The 14,189-nt window shown below is 68.5% G+C and carries 18 protein-coding genes and 2 pseudogenes; 5 read left to right on the top strand and 15 right to left on the bottom strand.

The window, feature by feature from the left end; translation table 11 throughout:
- From OG702_RS06815 to OG702_RS06805, 3 genes are read right to left on the bottom strand one after another with little or no spacing between them, the layout of a single operon-like run.
- Positions 1–309, bottom strand: coding sequence for a transposase (locus tag OG702_RS06815; protein ID WP_327286743.1), 309 nt, complete (start codon positions 307–309; stop codon positions 1–3).
- 50 nt (positions 310–359) lie between these two features.
- On the bottom strand, positions 360–551 hold the full coding sequence (locus tag OG702_RS06810; RefSeq protein ID WP_327287961.1) for a hypothetical protein: 192 nt from the start codon (positions 549–551) through the stop codon (positions 360–362).
- Entirely contained in the window at positions 548–847 is a 300-nt protein-coding gene (locus OG702_RS06805) for a transposase (RefSeq protein WP_327287960.1), read from the bottom strand. The genes OG702_RS06810 and OG702_RS06805 overlap by 4 nt, the downstream gene beginning before the upstream one ends.
- A gap of 175 nt (positions 848–1,022) precedes the next feature.
- On the opposite strand from OG702_RS06805, the gene OG702_RS06800 reads away from it, so the two are divergent.
- Positions 1,023–1,547, top strand: a complete 525-nt coding sequence (locus OG702_RS06800; protein WP_327287959.1) for a ricin-type beta-trefoil lectin domain protein — start codon at positions 1,023–1,025, stop codon at positions 1,545–1,547.
- A 156-nt stretch (positions 1,548–1,703) separates the two neighbouring features.
- Here the strand turns inward: OG702_RS06800 and OG702_RS06795 are convergent, their stop codons facing one another.
- Positions 1,704–2,270, bottom strand: a complete 567-nt coding sequence (locus OG702_RS06795) for a TetR/AcrR family transcriptional regulator (RefSeq protein ID WP_327287958.1) — start codon at positions 2,268–2,270, stop codon at positions 1,704–1,706.
- Between the two features lie 78 nt (positions 2,271–2,348).
- Between OG702_RS06795 and OG702_RS06790 the strand changes: the two genes are divergently transcribed.
- Positions 2,349–3,002: an NAD(P)-dependent oxidoreductase gene (locus tag OG702_RS06790; protein WP_327287957.1), complete on the top strand. Its 654-nt coding sequence runs from the start codon at positions 2,349–2,351 to the stop codon at positions 3,000–3,002.
- 252 nt (positions 3,003–3,254) lie between these two features.
- Here OG702_RS06790 and OG702_RS06785 read toward each other — a convergent pair whose 3' ends face one another.
- On the bottom strand, positions 3,255–4,376 hold the full coding sequence (locus OG702_RS06785) for a S1 family peptidase (protein ID WP_327287956.1): 1,122 nt from the start codon (positions 4,374–4,376) through the stop codon (positions 3,255–3,257).
- Positions 4,377–4,497: 121 nt separating this feature from the next.
- On the opposite strand from OG702_RS06785, the pseudogene OG702_RS06780 reads away from it, so the two are divergent.
- A pseudogene (locus tag OG702_RS06780) lies at positions 4,498–4,665 on the top strand (AraC family transcriptional regulator); the annotation flags it as partial.
- A gap of 811 nt (positions 4,666–5,476) precedes the next feature.
- Here the strand turns inward: OG702_RS06780 and OG702_RS06775 are convergent.
- The 4 genes from OG702_RS06775 to OG702_RS06760 are packed head-to-tail and all read right to left on the bottom strand — an operon-like array spanning position 5,477 to position 7,048.
- Positions 5,477–5,614 carry a hypothetical protein gene (locus tag OG702_RS06775; RefSeq protein ID WP_327287955.1) on the bottom strand — a complete coding sequence of 46 codons (138 nt, stop codon included), beginning with the start codon at positions 5,612–5,614 and terminating at the stop codon, positions 5,477–5,479.
- Positions 5,611–5,988, bottom strand: coding sequence for a hypothetical protein (locus OG702_RS06770; protein WP_327287954.1), 378 nt, complete (start codon positions 5,986–5,988; stop codon positions 5,611–5,613). The genes OG702_RS06775 and OG702_RS06770 overlap by 4 nt, the downstream gene beginning before the upstream one ends.
- Entirely contained in the window at positions 5,985–6,446 is a 462-nt protein-coding gene (locus tag OG702_RS06765; protein WP_327287953.1) for a hypothetical protein, read from the bottom strand. Before OG702_RS06765 ends, OG702_RS06770 begins: the two co-directional genes overlap by 4 nt.
- A gap of 8 nt (positions 6,447–6,454) precedes the next feature.
- Positions 6,455–7,048, bottom strand: a complete 594-nt coding sequence (locus OG702_RS06760; RefSeq protein WP_327287952.1) for an alpha/beta hydrolase — start codon at positions 7,046–7,048, stop codon at positions 6,455–6,457.
- A 48-nt stretch (positions 7,049–7,096) separates the two neighbouring features.
- Here OG702_RS06760 and OG702_RS06755 point away from each other — a divergent pair, with 48 nt between their 5' ends.
- Positions 7,097–7,774 (top strand): hypothetical protein, encoded by a 678-nt coding sequence (locus OG702_RS06755; protein WP_327287951.1) that lies wholly within the window; start codon positions 7,097–7,099, stop codon positions 7,772–7,774.
- Between the two features lie 741 nt (positions 7,775–8,515).
- On the opposite strand, the pseudogene OG702_RS06750 reads toward OG702_RS06755, so the two are convergent.
- Together OG702_RS06750 and OG702_RS06745 are read right to left on the bottom strand one after the other, a co-directional pair.
- A pseudogene (locus OG702_RS06750) lies at positions 8,516–8,941 on the bottom strand (transposase); the annotation flags it as partial.
- Positions 8,942–8,988: 47 nt separating this feature from the next.
- The gene (locus tag OG702_RS06745; protein WP_327287950.1) at positions 8,989–9,903 is read right to left on the bottom strand and encodes an alpha/beta hydrolase; all 915 of its coding nucleotides are present in this window, start codon (positions 9,901–9,903) and stop codon (positions 8,989–8,991) included.
- A gap of 108 nt (positions 9,904–10,011) precedes the next feature.
- Between OG702_RS06745 and OG702_RS06740 the strand changes: the two genes are divergently transcribed.
- Positions 10,012–10,458, top strand: coding sequence for a MarR family winged helix-turn-helix transcriptional regulator (locus OG702_RS06740; RefSeq protein ID WP_327287949.1), 447 nt, complete (start codon positions 10,012–10,014; stop codon positions 10,456–10,458).
- Between the two features lie 769 nt (positions 10,459–11,227).
- Here OG702_RS06740 and OG702_RS06735 read toward each other — a convergent pair.
- From OG702_RS06735 to OG702_RS06720, 4 genes are read right to left on the bottom strand one after another with little or no spacing between them, the layout of a single operon-like run.
- On the bottom strand, positions 11,228–11,866 hold the full coding sequence (locus tag OG702_RS06735; RefSeq protein ID WP_327287948.1) for an NAD(P)-dependent oxidoreductase: 639 nt from the start codon (positions 11,864–11,866) through the stop codon (positions 11,228–11,230).
- Entirely contained in the window at positions 11,863–12,690 is an 828-nt protein-coding gene (locus OG702_RS06730; protein WP_327287947.1) for an SGNH/GDSL hydrolase family protein, read from the bottom strand. The genes OG702_RS06735 and OG702_RS06730 overlap by 4 nt, the downstream gene beginning before the upstream one ends.
- Complete coding sequence (locus OG702_RS06725; protein ID WP_327287946.1) at positions 12,687–13,391, bottom strand: hypothetical protein; 705 nt, start codon at positions 13,389–13,391, stop codon at positions 12,687–12,689. The genes OG702_RS06730 and OG702_RS06725 overlap by 4 nt, the downstream gene beginning before the upstream one ends.
- On the bottom strand, positions 13,388–14,146 hold the full coding sequence (locus OG702_RS06720) for an SDR family NAD(P)-dependent oxidoreductase (protein ID WP_327287945.1): 759 nt from the start codon (positions 14,144–14,146) through the stop codon (positions 13,388–13,390). Before OG702_RS06720 ends, OG702_RS06725 begins: the two co-directional genes overlap by 4 nt.
- Between the last annotated feature and the right edge of the window lie 43 nt (positions 14,147–14,189).

The following is a 14,189-nucleotide window of genomic DNA, read 5'->3' as shown; positions in this document are numbered from 1 at the left end:
CTACTTCACGATCTCCTTCGCGAAGAAGGCCGCGGCTTTTACCAGGATGTCGTTCGCCTTCTTGGCCTCAGCCAGCTCGCGGCGCAGGCGCCGCAGCTCCTCACGTTCCTCGCTGGTCAGGGCGCCCGCCGGCCCCTCGCCCTGGTCGATTTTCGCCTGCTTGACCCAGCCACGCAACCCCTCGGGGCTCACTCCCAGTTCCCGGGCGATCTCGGTGACGTTCCGATGCGGCGACGACCGGACGAGCGCGACCGCGTCCCGCTTGAACTCGGCCGTGTACCGCTTGCTCATGTTGCTCTTGCCACTCAACTTGGACTGCTTCCTCCGGGACGAACCGTCCCAGTATCAGGCTGTCCAACTCACTGGGGGAACTTCAGGTGGACCACGGTGATCTCGTGCGCGAGCGCATCGTCGGCCCGCAGGCGCGCACGGGCTTGTTCGCCTCCGGCCCAGGCGTAGGAGGAGGAGCGGGGCACGCCGAGGATGCGGCACAGCAAGGAGACCGGATAGGAGGCCTTCTCCGCCGCGATGAACCGGTAGACCTCGCTCACCGGTCGCTCTCCCGTGCGAAGAAGGCCGTCGCTTTTTTCAGGACCTCGATGGTCCTCTGCTGTTCGAGGTTCTGCCGGCGCAGGAGACGCAACTCCTCGTGCTCGGCGCTGGTCAGCTCGCCCGGACTGCCTTCACCGCGGTCGACTTGGTCCTGCTTGACCCAAGCCCGCAAACCCTCCGGGCTAACCCCCAAGTCCCGGGCCACCTCGGTGACCGTCTTGCTGGAGGAGCGGGCCAACGCCACGGCATCCCGCTTGAACTCCTCCGAGTACCTCTTGCCCTGCTTGTTGCTCACCTGGCTCTCCTTCCTCTGGAACCTCACGTCCCAGTCTCCAGGTGTCCAGGTCCACGGGGAAGCTTCATATAGCGCCGGATCGCGGACATGGACTGCCCCCAGCTCCTCACCACCTGAACCGGATCCAGGTCCGTTGCCCCACTACCACCCTCGGGGATTGGGTATCGTCCGTACTATGAGACTCGAACTACTCAGGAAGAGTGCCGGCACCGCGGCCGCGGCCACTGCCCTGGTTGCGGGCGCCGCCGTGCTCGTACCCACGCCGGCCCAGGCCACGCCTGTCTACTGGACGTTCGAGAACACGTACGGGACCAACGGTGGAAAGTGCATCACCAGCGGCGTCCTGCACAATCCGCACGCGGACGTCTACTACTCGGCATGCGTCTCGGGAGACAAATACCAGCAATGGGACCCCCTGACCAACGGCGCCCTGCGAAACCGAGCCACCCAGCAGTGCCTGCAGGTGGACAACAGCCATGACGTCGGCAACGCCGTTTTCGCCTCGTCCTGCCCGACGGGCACCTCGGCGCCCGCCGCCCAGTCCTTCGGCTGGGGCAGCGGCGAGATCTGGACGGGTTGGGTCGACATCGACCCGGCGAAGTTCTTCTACCTGGTCATCAACGACGGCCAGGTGCGCGGCGACGACGGCGAGACGACCACCAACACCTCGTACGACCAGTGGACCGGACGTACCGTCTGAGGAGCCGGGCCCGCGGTGCCACCGTCACCGCGGGCGGACCCCGTTGCTCCCTGGTGTACGGGATCCGTAAGGAAGGGTCACCGCTCGATCCGCGCCCTGATCATGCGCCCCGCCCGCGACCAGTACGGCGGGAGCGGCCGCCGGCTTCGGTGATCGTCAGGGCGCCAGCGTGCGGATCAGGCCGGCCACGAGCTCGGCGGCAGCGGTTTCCGGGAAGTCGGGGCCGCCGGCGAAGTAGCGCAGGAAGGCCTGTTGGAAGCAGGCTCCCATCAGGAGCGCTGCTGCGGCGTCGGGGGTGCTGTCGGCCGGGACGCGGCCCAGCTTCTGCTCGCCTCGGAGGTAATCGGCCAGCATGTGGACCGGGCGCTGTGGGCCTGCGCCGTACGCCGTCAGGTTTTCCCGGGCCGCCGCCATCAGCGTGGGCTGGGCGACCATGGACGCCATCATCGGGAACCCGCTGAGGTAGAAGCGCAGCGCAGCGTGGGTCACCGCGACCAGGTTGGCCTCCACGGTTCCCTCTCCCGGGACGGCTCCGGCAGGGAACGCCGGCATCCGCTCCTGCAGGACATGCAGGAGGATCTCCTCCTTGTCGCGGAAGTGCTTGTACAGCAGAGCCTCGGAGTAACCCGCCGCGCGTGCGATCTGCTTGGTCGTGGCGTGGGCGACGCCGTTCTCCCGCATGACGGCTGCAGCCGCGTCCAGGATCCGCTCTCGCGCGTTCATGATCCCCCTTGACAGGTGAGTGAGTGCTTACCCATTCTAGGGTGAGTGAATACTTACTCACCCCTTGGGGGGCATTCCTTGAAGCTCACCGTCTTCGGCGCGACCGGTGGAACCGGCCGCCAGATCGTCCTCCAGGCCGTCGACGCCGGCCACGAGGTGACCGCCGTCGTGCGCGACGCGACCAGGCTGCCCGCCGGCCTGAGGGACCGGATCGCCGTCGTCGAGACGGACCCGGTGGACGCTGTGGACCGGGCGGACGTGACGGCGGCCGTCAGCGGGCGGGACGCCGTCATCAGTGCGATCGGCACCCGTGACCTGAAACACCCCACCCGCGTGTGCACCGATGCCGCAGGAGTCCTCACCGCGGCGATCCGATCCGCCGGTTCCCGGCCGCGGTTCGTCCTCGCGAGCAACAGCGCCATGGCTCCGGGTGCCGGCGACGATCCGTTGACCCGTTTCCTCGTCAAGCCCATCGTTCTGGCCCCCCTGTTGCGGCACATGATCGAGGACATGCGGCAGGCGGAACAGGTCGTCCGCGCCTCCGGCGTGCCCTGGACGATCGTCAGAGCCGGGCGACTCACTGACGGCCGGAGCAAAGGCGGCTACCGTTGCGGCATCGACCGCAACGTCCTGGGCGGCTTCCAGATCACCCGGGCCGACTTCGCCACCGCGATGCTGGACGCCGCCACCGACCCCGCTCAGGCCGGCCACGTAGTCTCCGTCGGCAACTGACCCGTGGAGCACCCGGCTGCGGCATCCGCCTGGAGATCCAGTGCTTCCAGGAGAGGATGAAAGTTCCTGCGGCGACTGCCTCTTCACGCCCGGGTCCAGTTGGAGGGAGCCGAACTCGGCACCCGCGTGCGGCTGGTGCAACCAGCCGAGAGGCAGGCGAGGTGGAGGCCGTGCGCGGCATTCAGCCCCCACCCTCCGACAACCCGACGACAACCCCACCTCAAGATCCAGAAGCCCGCATGAGACGACGTCCTAGTAGACTTCCAGCCCGTACCAGGCGAGGGCTGCCTTGACCGGCTGGTAGTAAGCAAGGCCATCGGTGTTGGAGCCCGACAGGATGCCGAGGGCGTCCTTGCCGACGAACAGCGGGCCGCCGCTGTCGCCGTAATCGCGGTCCATTGCGAGTACGTCGAGGCCTTTGACCTGGCCGAGGGGGAAGTTCACCGTCTGGTTCTTCGCTCCGACCAGGCCGCATCCGAAGTGGCTGGTGGCGCCGAAGGAGCACGCGGTCTCGTAGAGCTTGCTGTCGCGCGAGGCGTTGATGTCCTGGATGCCGCCGGAGGTGTTCAGGGCCACTCCGCCGTTGAAGGTGACGGTGGTGGTGTCCTTGCGCACCCAGCCGAAGTCGTGGCCGGGGAAGGCGCCTCCGGCGGTGTAGCCGAGGTATTGGTCGTTCGCGTTCTGCCAGTAGGTGTAACCGGCGTCGCGGGCTTCCACGGTGCAGTGTCCCGCGGTGAGGAAGCCCTGGATGTTCGGCTGGTTCTTCACCCGCACGCTGAAGCCCCAGGTGCAGTACCCGTGCGGGGTGTCGACGTACCAACCGCCGGCCATCGTGGTGGCGGCCGTGGATCCGATCGTGCCGGCCTCGCGGGCGATGGTGGCCGCGTCGCCGTAGGGCGCGATGGCTTCCTGGAGGGCTGTGTAATCGGCGTCGCTGACAGTGGAGTCGGCGGTCACGGCGACTTTGTTGGCCAGGACGTCGATGCCCCAGGAGGTGCCGGGGGTGGTGAAGGTGTCGTCAAGCATCGTCTGGATCGAGGAGAGGTAGGCGGTGTCGTACGTGACGAGGCGGGTCTCGGCGCCCGCGGCCCGTACCGCCGCCGCGCTTGCCTTGTCGGTGACGGCAACCGCCATCCGCCGGGAGGCGCGGTCGAGGTAGACGCCCGCGGTGTGGGTGTCGCCGAGGGCGTCGGCGACGGCCTGCGTCGCGTCGCCGCTGGGGCCCCCGGCAACGGGCACACCGTCGGTGTCTGCCGGCGACGCAGCGTGTGCCTTCGCTGCGGGCGCGACCATCAACGCGCCGGCGACCAGTGTGGCGGTGGCCAGGATCCTGCCGATCAGGGCAACCCTGGTGCCCGTTCCGCTGCCGTGCATGGTTAGTTCCTCCCCTGCCGCCGACTGTCGGCTGGCAGGGGTAGATCAGCACGTACAGATGAACTCAGTGCGATGGGATAGTGAACACCGCTACGGATGCCATAAGAACGCGGTCCTCCGCCCTCGCGTTCGCTGGCTCCAGGAAGACCTCAGCCGCGGCCTCGCCCTCGCCGACATCGCCGCCCACGCCGGAGCCAGCACCCGGACCCTCATCCGCCGATTCCGCGAACAGACAGGCAGCACCCCACTCCAGTGGCTCCACCGCCCCCGCATCCGCCAGGCCCAACACCCGCCTGCCCGCCGTCACGGGTTACGCGGCGGATTCACCCGGACCCTGTGGGTGCCGAAAATGCCATCCACACAGGTCAGCAGGCATTTCGGCGGTCTGCAGCGCTGGTAGAGGACGGCCCTCTTTGAATGTGTTCACGTTGGGCCGACCGTCCGTTGAACACGTTCAAGTGGATCGCGCTAGGTGCTCACCGGGTGATGGCTGAAAGTGGCGATGAGCTGCATGGATGAGGTTCTCGGCAGGGACAGGGGCGACCCGGGCGACGACGGTGCTGGGCGAACGTCCATTTGTGTTTGACGAGCTCCCGGTGCCAGCGCAGCAGCGTGGTCGGTGTGACCGCGAAGACCTCGCGCCATCGCCCGCGGTGGACCAATCGTGAGAGGGCGGCCAGCCGGATCCGGTCGGCTGGCTCGTAGTGGACCCGCGCGATCTGACGGCGCAGCACCGCGTTCTCGTGCCGGAGCGCCAACACCTCCGCGTCCTTGGCCACGCGGCTGCGCAGCACACACAGCAACGGGCACCACGACCAGGTTCCTGGCCAGCGCGGTGACAATCGACAGCACCATCGAGGCATCGTCCCAGATGCTGTACGGACTCTGCCCGGGAGGAAGAGCTCGCAGGTCACGCCAAGAATCGTGTTTCCGAGCGGGACACGATCCAAGGGCGAACGCCACCGCCCTCGGCGTGGCGGCCCGCTTGGTGGCAGGCACGGCAGTCCAACAGGTCGGCGAGTCGCCGGCCGAAGCGATCAGCCACCTCGTCGGCCAGGGCGCGCAGCCGCACGAGGACGCCGACGTGGCTTCCGGCAGGGCTACTTGCTGCGGAAGCAGGGCGAGTAGACGTCGAACTGGATCAGGGGGTCGCCGTACTGGAGGTTCTTCTCCCAGGTCACGTCCATCTGGATCTTCGTCGCCAGGTGGGTGGCCAGGATCTCCTGGTTCTTGCTCATGCTGGAGTCCGGGCCGTTCCTGACGATCTTCCATCCTTGCCCGGGCAGGCTCGCGGCCAGGTTGGCCATGCCCTTGCCCAGGGCGCGGTGTTGTCCTTCGAGTGCACTGTCCACATCTGGGACAGCACGCGGTCGGGGCTGTCGTCGTTGTCGTCGTCGCACGACATGTCGGTCGGGGCGCTCCGCGGCGGGAAGGCGCCCACCTGCCGGCCGGTGACGTGGGCCGTGTCCATGACGACGGCGGACTGGGTCATGACCTCGCTCCTGACGGTCACCGCGTCGCGCTCGGGCGTGCCGTCGCCCCCGCAGCCCGCGGCCAGGGCGAGGACGCCCACGACGGCCGCACCCCGCCAGGCCGCGGCGAGCCGCGTCACTGCCCGGGCTCCTTTGCGGAGACGAAGAAGCGGGAGTAGAGGGAGAAGGAGATCCGCGGGTCCCCGAGGTCCGTGTTCGGCTCGAAGGTCGCTTCGAGCTGGATGTGTGTCGCCAGGTGGGTGGCAAGGATCTCCTGGTTGCGGTTCCGGCTGGAGTCGGGACCGTTGCGCACCACGTGCCAGCCGTTCTCCGGCAGCCGTTGGGCGAGTGCGGCCATTCCCCCTTCCAACGCCGACTCGTCCACGCCGCGCAGCGACCACAGGTGCGTGACGTTGTGGAATGCGTCGGGATCCTCGCCCTGGTCCCAGGGCAGTTCCATGGGGCCGCCTTCGGACACCCTTCCCTTGACCTGCACCATGTCGAGCACGGCGCTGGACAGTTCGGAGACCTGGACTTTCACGTCCCGGGCGGAAAGCAACCGCGGTTGGTAACCGAGACGGACCGACGCGTCGTTCATTTTCCCCACTACCTCGGTGCTCCGTAGGGCGACTGGTGTGTCAGTTTAATGTTGTCGTACCGGCCGACGACGACCTCGGCCTGGTTCTTCAGGCTGACCGACGGCTTGCCGTTGTCCATGTTCCAGTACGCACTGTGGTCGTGCGCGTCCGACGCCATGATGTTGCCGCCGAACGCCGGGTCCGTCGGAATGTTCCCGCCGCCGCCCAGGCCCATGAAGCGGCCGCCGTCGCGGACGACGTGGTCGAGGCCGCCGCCGCCCTCCGCCCACATGTGGGTGGGGTCCAGGCCGAGGTCACCGGGGTGCTTGGCCTGCATGCCCGGGCTGCCGACGGCGATCACGTCGTCGACGGGCAGCGGGTCGGCGACACCTACCTGAGGCGGTCTGATCGACTCGGGTAGTGGGCATGGGTCGGTGAGGTCGATGTTGGTGGGTGAGTGAGGGGCTGGAGCGGATGTGGAGGAGTGGGTGCTGCTGCTGGATGGCGTGTGGCACCGGAGCCGAAGGGGGATGGGTGGGTTCAGTGAGCTTGCCCCTGGGCGTGGCTGGTCGTCGACCAGCTGATCATATTTCGCCTGCCGGGTGACGGGCTGAAATGGCATGGCGGATTTCAGGCGGGGAGGTCGGCGGGGTCTGCCACTGTTGAAGTCGTGACCTTCTTCGAAGCCTTCGCGACGCCGCCGCCCGCGCCTGAGCCCCGGCGGGAGCGCCGCCGCCCGTGGCATCAGCGTGACCACGTGTTGCCTGCGTCCGTGCCCGGGGATGCGCTGGTGGTCAGGACTGAGGCGGCGGCGGTGTGGGTGGGTGCGCTGCGGGCGTACCCGAACGGGTTTGCCTTCATGATGCGGGCGGTACGGCGGGAGTTGCCGGGCGGTGGCGTCCGGCAGGGGTGGCCGTTGTGGGACCTGCGGCCGGATCCGTTCCGGTCGGCAGAGGGGAACACCGGGCTGCGGCTGGGGATCCAGTACGCCGATGGGCGGCGTGCGGCGACCGGGGAGGGGATCGGCCGGTCACCGGTGGAGCCGGCCGGCCCGGAGGGCATCTGGCTGCTCGAAGGCGGCGGCTTCGGGAACGAGTTGTCCTGGCAGTCGGAGTTCTGGGTTTCGCCGCTGCCCCCGGACGGCCCGGTAACCCTCGTGAGCGTCTGGCCGGATGCCGGAGCGCCCGAGCAGCGCGCGGAACTCGACGGAGCCGCGATCCGGGCCGCCGCCGCCAGGGCGGTCGAACTCTGGCCGGAAGATGAGTACTTGGATGATCGGCCGGGCTACACGCTTGGCACGCTGGTCGTAGCGGGCCCCGATGAGGACGACGACCCGGTTACGGAGTGACGGCGACTGCTGGCGGTGCCAGGGGCGACGGTCGGACCTGCCGTGGGACCGGCGGTCGCGACCGTGATCTGAACGGATGGATTATCGGCATCCGCGGTAACAGTGTCGGTGATCCCCGGCGTCGGCGACGAGCACTTCCACCGGTGGACCTCGACGCGGTCGCGGTGCCCGTCGACACTCCGGCAGTTGACGACTCCCCGTGCGTGCTTGGTGCGGCCGAACGCTTGCGTGGGTTGTGTATTCCTGCCAACGGCGAGATGTGGCGACAAGTGCAGCCCCCGAGTCGTGGTCGAGGCGTCCTACATCGTGCCCCCGGGTGTGGCTCGAGTCGGCGTGGACGCGGCGCCACCTTCCGTCACCTCGATCCGAGTCCTACGCGCTACTTGACCGCATTTTGACAGGGTGCCCGGTCGGTCTCTCTCGTGAGTGAGGTCCTCAGCGATCGAGGGGAGCCGAGGCCGGCGGATGAGCTTTCGGCATTCGCACCGCGAACCCGTTGTATCAGCGTTTAATAACAGGCCTTGAGCGATCTGGCTCCCGGGGGAAGGGCAAAGAACGCAGCAGACGGGTGGGATCTGGCGCAGCTTGTCCATCGGGAGGTGGGGGAGCACTGGCGAGGATGGTGCGGCCGGTGTCGGTGAAGCGGGCTTGCCGACCTCCTGGCGTTGCTGAGCAGCAGTTGGTGCCGCAGAGCAAGATTCTCGATGTCCTTGTCGCGGTCCCTCATCGGCGCAGGCGCATCTGGGCGTTGACCGCCTCGGTGTCGGGAAGCTCGAAGACAGCCCCCAGCAGTGTGGCCACCCAGGGCTGGGCAGATTTCGGGACATGCGACAGCAGATTCCTCGCGTAGTGGGTGCGGCACCTCTGCCAGGAGGCACCGGGCAGGACGGCTCCGATGGCGGCCACGAGTCCGGTGTAGGCGTCGGAGACGACAAGCTGGACGCCGCCCAGACCACGGGCGGTCAGCGAGCGCAGCCAGCCGGCGCCGTCCTCGGCGGTGGCCACGTCGATGCCGAGGATCTCGCGGTGCCCGTCGGCGTTCACGCTGACGCGCACCACGGCGTGGACGTTGATGATCCGGTCCTCTTCGCGGACCTTCTGGGTGAGGGCGTCGACCCGGACGAACGCATACGGGCCGGCGTGCAGCCGGCGGTTGCGGAAGGCCGCGAGGTGCGCCTCCAACGGAGCGCGGCCATGGAGGGCGATGGTGGGCTTCAGCGAGCGGTTTCGAGGCGGTTGGGGCTCAGGTGGGTGGTGAGGAAGCGGGCGGCGCGGTCGAGGGCGACGTCCGCCTCGTCGAGGCGGCCGTAGTGGTGCTGGAAGACGTGGGGCAGGTCGGGGCCGACTTCGAGTGTGACCTCGACGTCGTCCGCGGCGGCGCGGCCGGCCAGCCGGACCGCGTCGTCGAGCAGCACCTCGTTGGCCCCGACCTGCACGAGGAGTGGGGGCAGTCCGGTGAGGTCGGCGAACAGCGGGCTGGCCAGCGGATGCGCCCGGTCGCCCGCGCGGACGTAGAGATCGACGTACGCGCGCAGATCGGCCTCGGTGAAAATGGGGTCGGCGTCGTTCTTGGAACGCATGCTTCCCCCAGCAAGGGTGAGGTCGACCCAGGGGGAGAAGAGGACCACGGCGGCCGGTTGCGCCAGCCCGTCCTCCCGGGCCGCGAGCAGCGTGGCGATGCTCAGGCCGGCGCCGGCGGAGTCGCCGGCCACGACCACGTCCCGTGGGTCGGTACCCGCCGCCAGCAGCTCGCGGTAGGCGGCGAGTCCATCGCCGACGGCCGCGGGGAAAGGGTGCTCGGGTGCCAGCCGGTAGTCCACCGATGTCGCTCGCAGACCGGCGCGGCGGGCCAGTTCACCTACCAGCCCCGCGTGGGTGTCCGGTGAGCCGATGACGTAGCCGCCGCCGTGCAGGTAGAGCAGCCGGCCGCGGCCGTGGTCTTCGGCCGCCTCCAGCTCCAGGGCCGGCCGACCGCCCAGGACTGTCCTGCGGGTGACCACACCCTCCGGTACGGGGCGGCTGACAGCTGCGGTGAAACCGCTGCGCTGCTCCTCGAGGGTGGGCGGGGTCTCGCTGCGGGGGGCGGATCGGAGCATGGTGTCCAGGGCGTCGCGCTGCTGTCGTGACATGTGGGGCCTCCATGGGTCGGGATGGGAGGATGGATTCCTGGGAATCCATCCACCTGAGCCAACCGGATTCCACGGAAGATGATTCCCAGGAATCTACTGGAGGCTGCTGTGAGCCACGTCACCCTGATCTTCACCGACCTCGTGCGCGTCGAGACTCGGCTCTACAACGCGGTGAGCGCACGGCTGCGCGCCGAACAGGGGCTGGGACTCGGGCAGTTCGAGTTCCTGGAGATCATCGATCGGGTGCCGGGGTGCCGCGTGCTCGACATCGTCGGCGAACTCGCGATCACCGTGGGGGCCGTCAGCAAGGCGGTCGACCGGCTGGTGGCCGCGGGCTGGTGCGTGCGGGTCGCACACCCCCAGGACCGCCGCTCGTCCGTCCTGCGCCTCACGCCCGAGGGTGAGAAGCAGCTGGCGGCATCCCGCCCCATTGTCGAAGGCGAACTCAGCTCACTGACCGGGGCGATTCCCCCTGACGAGCTGACCCGCATCTCCTCAACCCTCGCCACCCTCCGCGCGGCCCTCGAGGCCGGCTCCCAAGGCCAGCCGGGCTGAGGCGACATGCCCTACGAGTGGTACCCGACCCACCAGAGCCGACCGGCACTCCCCGGCACCCCGCGGCTGATATTGCGAGTTCACGTTCAGTAACCGTGGGGTGCCTCCACACGTACTAGTGAACTGGCGGACAAGACGTGCGTACTTGTACACAAGTGCGGGGGTTCGTTGCGCAGCCACATCGCGGCATGCACTTGCGCCGTGGGCCCCCGCTGCGCCCTCGACCCCAGTCGGCGCATGCGTGTTCACCTCGCTGATGGCACAGGCCGATGCACGGGACCGGGTCCGGGCAGTGTCGGCGGACCTTCACGGACGTACCCGCGCGCCAACCTGCGGCCAGGGCCCCGAGATAGGGGCACCGGCTGGTGATGCGGCGGATCGTGCCAGCGGTCGGTCCCGCGGTGAGCGGAGCGCCGAGTCACCGGCTGCGCCGGGGCAGCTTTGAAACCGCGACCATGTGACCCGGCAGGAGGCGCACTGCCGGAAACCTCCTCTGGTCCGTGCCGCAGCGGGCCCTTCCGGCGACGGACGCGGCTTGACCGTCGACTCGTGGTTTGGGAAGCGTGCTCGTTGCTGCCGGGGCCAGCCATCGAGCATCGCGGGAACACAACCGGCTCCGGATCGAGGTGCGCCACTCCCTGAGCAAGCACCAGATGGGCAGCGCCCGCCAGACCGGTCGGTCCGGTCACGTTGCTTCCGGTGCAAGATCAGCGGAGCCGGGGTCCTCGCCGGTGAGGGTGCGGGAGCACCCCTGGCCGGCCGGTGGTGTTCAGCAGGAAATCTCGACGACGGCTTTCCACGTGGCGGGGTCGTCGATGGCGGTGAGCATGTAGCCGGCGAGGTCGGCGCGTGGGACGGTTCGTGGCTTCGGCAGGTGGTCGTTGACCGCGGTGCGGTAGGTGCCGGTCGGCGGCCTGTCGTTGAGCATGGGTGGCCGCACGATGGTCCAGCGGATGTCCTGGTCGTGCAGTGCTGCCTCCATGTGCCGCATGTCGTCGTAGCCGTGCCGGTACATCCGCTGGATGACGAGCCTGGTGACGATCTTCTGGGCCAGTGGCGTGTCCGGCGCCACATCGAGGCCTGCCGAAGAGATGCAGATCAGTCGGCGGTCCGGACGTGATCCCATGGCAGCGAGGGCGTTGAGGGTGCCCCGGGAGTAGATCGTGGTGGGGTGCTTTCTGTCGGTGCTGCCCAGGCAGGAGAGCAGGGTGTCGTGTGCGGCCGCAGATTCCCGCCACGGGCCGGGCTCGAGCACGTCGCCGGCGACGAGGGTGACGCGGGAGGGGCTGTCCACCTGAATCCGGCCGGGATCACGCGCGATCACCGTCACCTCGTGTCCAGCGGCAACCGCTTGCCGGAGCAGGGCCGCCCCGGTTCCCCCCGTCGCGCCGAGGAGGAGGAGTCTCATCGGCGTGTCCCTTCGGCGAGTTCCGCAAGGACGTGGGCTGCCAGCGCTTCGTGGGTCGTGATGCCCAGGTGAAGGCCGTCGTCGGTGAAGGCGTCCGCGCCCGCGCTGGTGACGGCCGGTGCGCTGTCGATGACCGGATCGTCGTCGGCGAGGAGTGTCGCGGACAGTTCTGCGATGTCGGCGTTCGTCCAGGTGATGCCGGCGCTACGGAAGAAGGGGAAGGTGGCTACGCGTGCTTCGTCCACCGGGGTGGGTGTCAGCCATACCCAGCGGGACGTGTCGGCGGGCAGCGCGCGGGCGCGAAGCAAGGTGAGGTTGCGCAGCGTCTCGGATCGACTGACGAGAAGCTTGCCGCCTGCGGTGTCGAGTTGTTGGGAGTCGTTGTTGCCGAGCATGCAGAACATCCAGTCGGCCGATTGTCTGCGGATCGCAGGAAGGCTGGCGAGCACTTGGGTACTGGTCGCACCGGAGACGGCGAGGTTGTCGAGGCGCAGGCCCAGATCGGGCCGTTCGTTTTTGAGGAGCGTTCGGAGCAGTTCGAACCATGACAGCCGGTCGGCGGTCATGCTGTCGCCGATAGCCACCAGGTGATCGCCCGGTCGGAAGGGCAAACGGTCGAGGTGTGAGCGGACGTCCGGGGTGTCGGCGAGTCGCTTCGCGGCCAGTTCCCGTTGCCGATCGAGGAAGTCGAGGGTTGACCGGTAATTGGCCTCATCGGTTCGAAAGATCGCTGCCAGGATGTGCGCGTCGAGGTCGCGGGCGAAGGGGAGTACGCGCTCGGGGTGTTGGAATCGGAGAAGTTTCTCCAGCATCAGGTCGGTCACGGCAGGTCCTTGGCCTCGGTGCTGCGTGGATGGGCGGGGAGGAGGAATGCGGCGAGGACGATCCACGTCAGCAACGGAAATCGCACGATGGGGAGCAGGAGGGAGAGGCCCGGGAACGCCACGGTGAGGGTTGCGATCATCGCGAGGGCGGCGATGACGAGGCCGGCCCAGGCATGCCAGCGGGGAAGGAGCCTGGCCAGCAGTCCGGGAACGGCGATGCCTGCGACGAGCAGACCAGCGGGCACGATGAACCCGGGGCCGCCGGTGATGAAGGCGAGGTCGTCCAGGAGTCGGATCAACTCGGTGTGATCCAGGATCTCCGGTCGGCTGAGGCTCCAGGTGAGCAGCGCGGAGAGCGCCATCGATGCCGAGGCGAGCACGCCTCCGACGAGTCCGATGGCCGCCCCGGGTGCCCTGATGCCGAGGCGGCCGAGCTGCACCGAGACGGTGGCGGAGTAGATCGCCAACGGGAGGGACGCGGCGAACTGCAGGACTGCGGTGAGCAGCACCGGGTGGGGATTCGCTCGGAAGTAGTCGACGATCGTGGCCCCGTCGGAGTAGGGCGAAGGGTAGGTGTCACCTCCGGCCAGGAGTGTGGGGAGCACGAGGGAGGCCACGAACAGGGCGACGGTCGCGATCGCGACGAGTGGCAGCGGTGGGCCGGCCTGGCTGGGCCTCGAAGTGGCGGATGCGGTGGTCACAGCGACATTCCTCCAGTGACGTCGAGAACCGTCCCGGTGACCCACGACGAGCGGTCCGAGGCGAAAAAGACGATCGCATCGGCGACATCCGAGGGCCGGCCGATCCGTCCGAGCGGCACGTGGGCGGCTATCGCTTCGAGTTGCGGTGCCGGTACGCGGGTACGAAGAGTCGCGGTCTCGACAATCGACGGGGCGACGCAGTTCGCACGAATGCCGGACGAGGCGTATTCCTTCGCGATGTGCTCGGTGAGCATGATCACGCCGGCTTTCGCAGCGCCGTAGGCAGCGTTGGCCTGCGAGGGGCGTCGGCCGGCGGTGGAGGCCACCGTCACGATTCGCCCCTCCCCGTGTTCGAGCATCCCGGGGAGAACGGCGTGAACGGTGAGGAACACCGAGGTCAGGTCGATCTCGATCACGTCCCGCCAGCGCCCGGGGTCGAGGGATGCCGTCGGTTCAGGAGCGCCGTCGCCCCCGGCGAGGGTGACGAGGATGCCGATCGGTCCCCATTTCTTCGCCACGTCGGCGACGACCGTACCGAGATGCTCCTCGTCGCGCACGTCACCGGCATAGGCAGTGCCTGTGCCGCCGGCATGCCGGATCTGCTCGGTGAGTTCGTCGAGTGTGCGCTGGCTGCGGCCGTGGACCGCCACGCGGGCACCACGTGCGGCGAAGGTCCGGGCGACCTCGGCTCCGATGGAGCCTGTGGCACCCGTCACCAGGGCGATATGTCCGGCGAGAGAATCATTGACTGGCATGAATCATTCATAGCACAGAACGGTTGCCTCTGCGATATGGTCC

This window comes from Streptomyces sp. NBC_01198, assembly GCF_036010485.1.
Lineage (GTDB): Bacteria > Actinomycetota > Actinomycetes > Streptomycetales > Streptomycetaceae > Actinacidiphila.
Note: the sequence above shows the minus strand (reverse complement) of the source record. Positions and strands in the feature narration are given on the sequence as shown.

Bases quoted from the DNA above. Each gene is read 5' to 3' on its own strand.
- OG702_RS06765 (WP_327287953.1), bottom strand. From the start codon at position 6,446: ATGAACGACGCGTCGGTCCGTCTCGGTTACCAACCGCGGTTGCTTTCC.
- OG702_RS06775 (WP_327287955.1), bottom strand. From the start codon at position 5,614: ATGAGCAAGAACCAGGAGATCCTGGCCACCCACCTGGCGACGAAGATC.
- OG702_RS06735 (WP_327287948.1), bottom strand. From the start codon at position 11,866: ATGAGACTCCTCCTCCTCGGCGCGACGGGGGGAACCGGGGCGGCCCTG.
- OG702_RS06800 (WP_327287959.1), top strand. From the start codon at position 1,023: ATGAGACTCGAACTACTCAGGAAGAGTGCCGGCACCGCGGCCGCGGCC.
- OG702_RS06760 (WP_327287952.1), bottom strand. From the start codon at position 7,048: ATGCCATTTCAGCCCGTCACCCGGCAGGCGAAATATGATCAGCTGGTC.
- OG702_RS06745 (WP_327287950.1), bottom strand. From the start codon at position 9,903: ATGTCACGACAGCAGCGCGACGCCCTGGACACCATGCTCCGATCCGCC.
- OG702_RS06795 (WP_327287958.1), bottom strand. From the start codon at position 2,270: ATGAACGCGCGAGAGCGGATCCTGGACGCGGCTGCAGCCGTCATGCGG.
- OG702_RS06785 (WP_327287956.1), bottom strand. From the start codon at position 4,376: ATGCACGGCAGCGGAACGGGCACCAGGGTTGCCCTGATCGGCAGGATC.
- OG702_RS06720 (WP_327287945.1), bottom strand. From the start codon at position 14,146: ATGCCAGTCAATGATTCTCTCGCCGGACATATCGCCCTGGTGACGGGT.